The sequence below is a fragment of the Syntrophales bacterium genome (assembly GCA_030655775.1).
GTDB lineage: Bacteria > Desulfobacterota > Syntrophia > Syntrophales > JADFWA01 > JAUSPI01.
On sequence record JAUSPI010000234.1, the window covers coordinates 1 to 4,334 of the forward strand.

A 4,334-nucleotide genomic window follows, 5' to 3' on the forward strand; every position below is an offset into this window, starting at 1 on the left:
AAGGATATTATGGAGCATCTCATGCAGTTGGAAGAAATAAAAGCCATAATAGAAGGTTAAGAATCATGGAATGTCCACATATACCGGAAATCAGCTACACCCAATTTGGTGAACGGCTATATGACGAGGTTGTGGCAAAAAGGATTCCGCTCAGCGGATCACTTGAGCTAACCTTTCGCTGCAACCTGCGTTGCGCTCATTGTTATTGCAACCTATCGGCAAATGATCGAGACATAATTGAGAAGGAGCTGACAACTGAAGAAGTATTCAACATCCTCGACCAGATCGCAGAGGCTGGGCATGGCTGGAGAATGGCAATCCAGAGGCCCCTGTTGAATATCTCTGCCGGATAGCTCATCTGCGGGCAGAGGCATTTGCTATAAAGGTAACTACTCAGGAGTCAGAAGTCAGAATTGGACAAAGAAGGCAATCCGAAATGAAGAGCAATGAAGGTGCGTGATATCATAGAGTTGATTAGAGGCTGATGGCTGGTATCGCATAGACACAAAAGGCAGTCATCGGCAATACAAACATGCGACAAAAACTGGCAGAGTTACTATCGCTGGACATCCAAGTGACGATTTAGCGCCGGGTACTCTGAACAGTGTTTTGAAACAGGCGAAATTGAAGGAGGTGAAGTGACAGATGCATCGGTTTCTTGTTATCATTGAGAAAGCGGAAGGTAACTATTCTGCTTATTCGCCCGATTTGCCGGGCTGTATTGCTACCGGCGCTACCCGTGAAGAGGCAGAGCGAAATATGCACGAGGCGATTGAAATGCATGTGCGTGGATTGTTGGAAGACAATTTGTCGATTCCTGAGACTACTTCTTTCGCAGAATATGTTGCTGTTAATTGAAGAACTTTCGGACACTTCGGCTAACAAGCGCACAGGCGTTTAACTGGAACACACTTCCCGACCCCTTAGGATATCCTTTAAATCAGATACTGATGATCATCCTGCTGTCCCTTCGTAAGGGGGTATTGCTGCATGCATGTGGGATTGACGGCGGCGGGCAGGGGGATATTGGGCCTGCTTGATCGTATGGCAAACAAGTTACCCTGTTATGAACTTCATTTCCTGCCGGACAAAAGAATCATCGATTTCGTAAGAAATATATAGTTAGGCGAAATTTCTCCTAAACCCTAAACAACGATTACATGTGTGAAGGAACTTCAAAAATTAATTTCATCAACAAAGAAAGGGGACTAAAAATGCGAAAAGCTGTTGCCTTAGAAAAAATTGAAAAAGAGATAGAGAGACTTACACCTCAGGAGCAGTTAAAATTAGTAGAAAGGCTTGCTCATCAACTAAGAAAAACTGGTCTTTCTATGAAAAAGGAGCTTGACTGGAATAAACTTTATGGACTTGGAAAAGGGTTATGGAAAGGTAAGGATGCTCAAGAGTATGTTAGTCGTTTGAGAGAGGATCGGATATGACCATTTCGGATGAGCTTGAGCAAATCAATACTATTTTTATAGATACAGCTCCTGTTATCTACTATATCGAAGCCCATCCTGAGTTTGGTCCACTTGTTAAAGAAGTTGTTAATTCTTTTCAGTCAGAAAAATTGATTGCCTTTTCTTCTGTCATAACCCTAACTGAAGTTTTGTCTAAGCCAGTTGAAGCTGGAGATGAAAAATTGGCAAAGAAATTTGCTGAGTTTCTCAAACATGGAAGAAATTTTAATTTGATAGAAATCTCTGTTGGTATAGCTGAAAAAGCTGGGAGATTGAGAGGGCAATATCCGGCCCTCAAAACAATAGATTCTATTCAGCTTTCAACAGCTGTTGATGTTGGAGCCGATGTGTTTCTCACTAATGACAAAAAGCTCAAAAAGATAAAAGAAATAAAGGTTTTGCTTTTAAATGATTATTTATCAGGGCGACCAACAGGCGTATAACAGAGGACAAAAGAGCTATCGCTCCAATTTTTTCAAACTTGTTTTGTTCTCAAATCGTTATCTGAAATTGTGCCCCTGAAAGACATGGTTGCCGTCCATGGCAACTAGAAAACCATGAAACACACATGCCGAATTTTCCGCACAAAGGATAATGAAAAATCCCATCCTTTTAAACAACTCCGATTTATTAAAATTCAGTGGTGATCTCCTCAAAAGAGGAACATCCATCCGTTTTCGGGCAAAGGGTTTCAGTATGCGGCCTTTTATCCAGGACGGAGATATTATTACTGTAAGCCCGTTTCAAAATTCCCCTGTTAAAGTCGGTGATGTAGTTTTATATAAGACTGCAGATGATCGGGCAATCGTACATCGCGTAATCCGAAAAACAATAACGGGTAGCGGAACGGAATTTTTCATCAAAGGTGATGCCGCCTTCGGTCAACCTGAAACGGTAGATTTAAAAAACATCCTGGGCAGAATCGCAGCCATTGAAAGAAACGGGCGAAAAAGAAAACTAAATACAAAACTTTATCGTATAATTGGTTTATTTATTGCCGGACTATCTCCACTCAACCATTGGATTTATCCTATAGGAAGTAAAGTGAAGCGCAAAGGGCGTAAACATCTGGGCATTATTTTAGAAAAACTTCAAAGCCTTAAACTTTACGGCTTCCTGGCTAAAAAAATGATGGAAGATAATATTCACTATCAAATTGCTACTACTGATGATGCCTCTTCGCTCTCCCTGTTTTACAGGTATAACCAGCAGCCTGAGTCAGAGAATCTCACGAATACCTTGCATGAACAGCTCAAAAATCCCGAAGATTCAGGATATTGGCTTGTAGCAAAGCAGGAAGATATGGTTATCGGTGGTGTAACTCTCTCCAGGTCTGAAGAAAGCGATCATCCTAATGCTGGCTGGTGGCTTTTTGGTATGAAGGTAAATTGGCCCTATCGGAAAATAGGAATCGGCGAAAAATTGACAAAGATGGCTGCGGATGTAGCAGCGAAACGTGGTGCTTCAGAAATTAAGCTTCTGGTCTTTGAGGATGCCAAGCCTGCGAATAAACTTTATCGAAAATCAGGGTTCCGCCAGATTTCAGTTCCTGAGCTGGACAAACAGCTTCAACAAGAAGCCAAAAAAACTTCACGCCTGAGAATTATTCTGGTAAAGGATATTAAATCCTGAAAAAATGGAAACACTGTTTAATAAGGGGAATTCAATTGACCTGGTCAAGGGAAGATCATTTACTGCTTTACTGTTGCAGAACAAAAAATGGCGATCCTTTAGAAATACGGGATATCGATTGGAACGTTTTTCTGGAAAAGGCGCGGAATGAAGGCATCTCGCCTTTGGTTTTCAGCCGCCTTCCCGAGATTGCGGCGCATTACGATATTCCAAAATATGTAACAGAAGAATTAAAAAAAGATTACTACCTGAGCGCCACCAAAAATGCCCTCATTTTTGAAGAGCTTAAAAAAGTACTTGGCTTGTTTAATCAGAGGGAACTTCAGGTAATTGTGATGAAAGGGGCGGCATTAGCCGAAACGGTATATGGCAATCCAGCCCTGCGCTCAATGTCGGACGTTGACCTCCTTGTGAAAAATGAAGACCTTCATCGGGTAGATGAACTGTTAAAAAAGCTGGGGTATTCCCCGGCGGATCGATCCGTTGACGACGTTGATTTTACCTCAACCTACCTGACAACACTTGATTACAGAAACCCCGCTAAAAACGCTCCCTCTTTTCATGTCCACTGGCACTTCGTCAATTCAACAATACCCAATGAATCGTATATCGGATACATTAAAATGGACGATATCTGGCGTGATGCCGTAAGGGCAACTATCGCAGATACCGAGACATGGGTTATGTCTCCGCATCATCTTATTATACACCTGTCAGAACACGCTCTCAGGGTAACCCACTCTCTTAGCAAGCTCAGCTATTTCTGTGATATCGACAGGGTCATAAATTATTATGGAAAAGGTCTGGACTGGGACATTCTGGTTCGGGATACCATAAAATTCAATCTGAACAAAATGGTCTATACAACCCTCTATTTTTCAGCTTATTTTGTTAAAGCCAACGTCCCGGAAGATGTTTTGCTGAAACTTAAGCCCAAAAGATTCAGCATTCCTGAAAAGATCTTCATGCGGAAAACTGCGGAAAACAAACGCATCCCCGGCATGAGCTATCTGATACATTTATCCATGAATAAAGGGCTGGCGAAAAAACTGAAGTTCGTGGGAAAAACACTATTCCCGCCGAAAGACATCCTGGCCCAGAGAAGCTATATCTCCGAGGCTGATATGAATTACAGATACTATCTTAACCGAATCAGGGAAGTCCTGTCGCGTATCTTTAAAGTTTAGCGGCCAAGGAAAAAGTCATTTTTTGTCACCCAAAATCATGTCCTGAACTTGTTTC

The 4,334-nt window shown here is 41.9% G+C and carries 7 protein-coding genes and 1 pseudogene; all 8 read left to right on the forward strand.

What is annotated here, in order from left to right:
* Positions 1 to 353, forward strand: a 353-nt coding sequence (locus Q7J27_12885; protein MDO9530035.1) for a hypothetical protein, incomplete at its 5' end; no start/stop codon positions are given.
* 133 nt (positions 354 to 486) lie between these two features.
* Positions 487 to 642 (forward strand): annotated as a pseudogene (locus tag Q7J27_12890) (type II toxin-antitoxin system HicA family toxin).
* A gap of 3 nt (positions 643 to 645) precedes the next feature.
* On the forward strand, positions 646 to 858 hold the full coding sequence (locus Q7J27_12895; protein MDO9530036.1) for a type II toxin-antitoxin system HicB family antitoxin: 213 nt from the start codon (positions 646 to 648) through the stop codon (positions 856 to 858).
* A gap of 132 nt (positions 859 to 990) precedes the next feature.
* Positions 991 to 1,122 carry a hypothetical protein gene (locus Q7J27_12900; GenBank protein MDO9530037.1) on the forward strand — a complete coding sequence of 44 codons (132 nt, stop codon included), beginning with the start codon at positions 991 to 993 and terminating at the stop codon, positions 1,120 to 1,122.
* 92 nt (positions 1,123 to 1,214) lie between these two features.
* Positions 1,215 to 1,439: a hypothetical protein gene (locus Q7J27_12905; GenBank protein ID MDO9530038.1), complete on the forward strand. Its 225-nt coding sequence runs from the start codon at positions 1,215 to 1,217 to the stop codon at positions 1,437 to 1,439.
* On the forward strand, positions 1,436 to 1,903 hold the full coding sequence (locus Q7J27_12910; GenBank protein MDO9530039.1) for a PIN domain-containing protein: 468 nt from the start codon (positions 1,436 to 1,438) through the stop codon (positions 1,901 to 1,903). The genes Q7J27_12905 and Q7J27_12910 overlap by 4 nt, the downstream gene beginning before the upstream one ends.
* 151 nt (positions 1,904 to 2,054) lie before the next feature.
* Positions 2,055 to 3,092 carry a signal peptidase I gene (locus tag Q7J27_12915; protein MDO9530040.1) on the forward strand — a complete coding sequence of 346 codons (1,038 nt, stop codon included), beginning with the start codon at positions 2,055 to 2,057 and terminating at the stop codon, positions 3,090 to 3,092.
* Between the two features lie 35 nt (positions 3,093 to 3,127).
* Positions 3,128 to 4,279 carry a nucleotidyltransferase family protein gene (locus Q7J27_12920; GenBank protein MDO9530041.1) on the forward strand — a complete coding sequence of 384 codons (1,152 nt, stop codon included), beginning with the start codon at positions 3,128 to 3,130 and terminating at the stop codon, positions 4,277 to 4,279.
* Positions 4,280 to 4,334: the final 55 nt, after the last annotated feature.

Coding starts and splice junctions, on each gene's coding strand:
- Q7J27_12895 (MDO9530036.1), top strand. CDS start 646: ATGCATCGGTTTCTTGTTATCATTGAGAAAGCGGAAGGTAACTATTCT.
- Q7J27_12900 (MDO9530037.1), top strand. CDS start 991: ATGCATGTGGGATTGACGGCGGCGGGCAGGGGGATATTGGGCCTGCTT.
- Q7J27_12905 (MDO9530038.1), top strand. CDS start 1,215: ATGCGAAAAGCTGTTGCCTTAGAAAAAATTGAAAAAGAGATAGAGAGA.
- Q7J27_12910 (MDO9530039.1), top strand. CDS start 1,436: ATGACCATTTCGGATGAGCTTGAGCAAATCAATACTATTTTTATAGAT.
- Q7J27_12915 (MDO9530040.1), top strand. CDS start 2,055: ATGAAAAATCCCATCCTTTTAAACAACTCCGATTTATTAAAATTCAGT.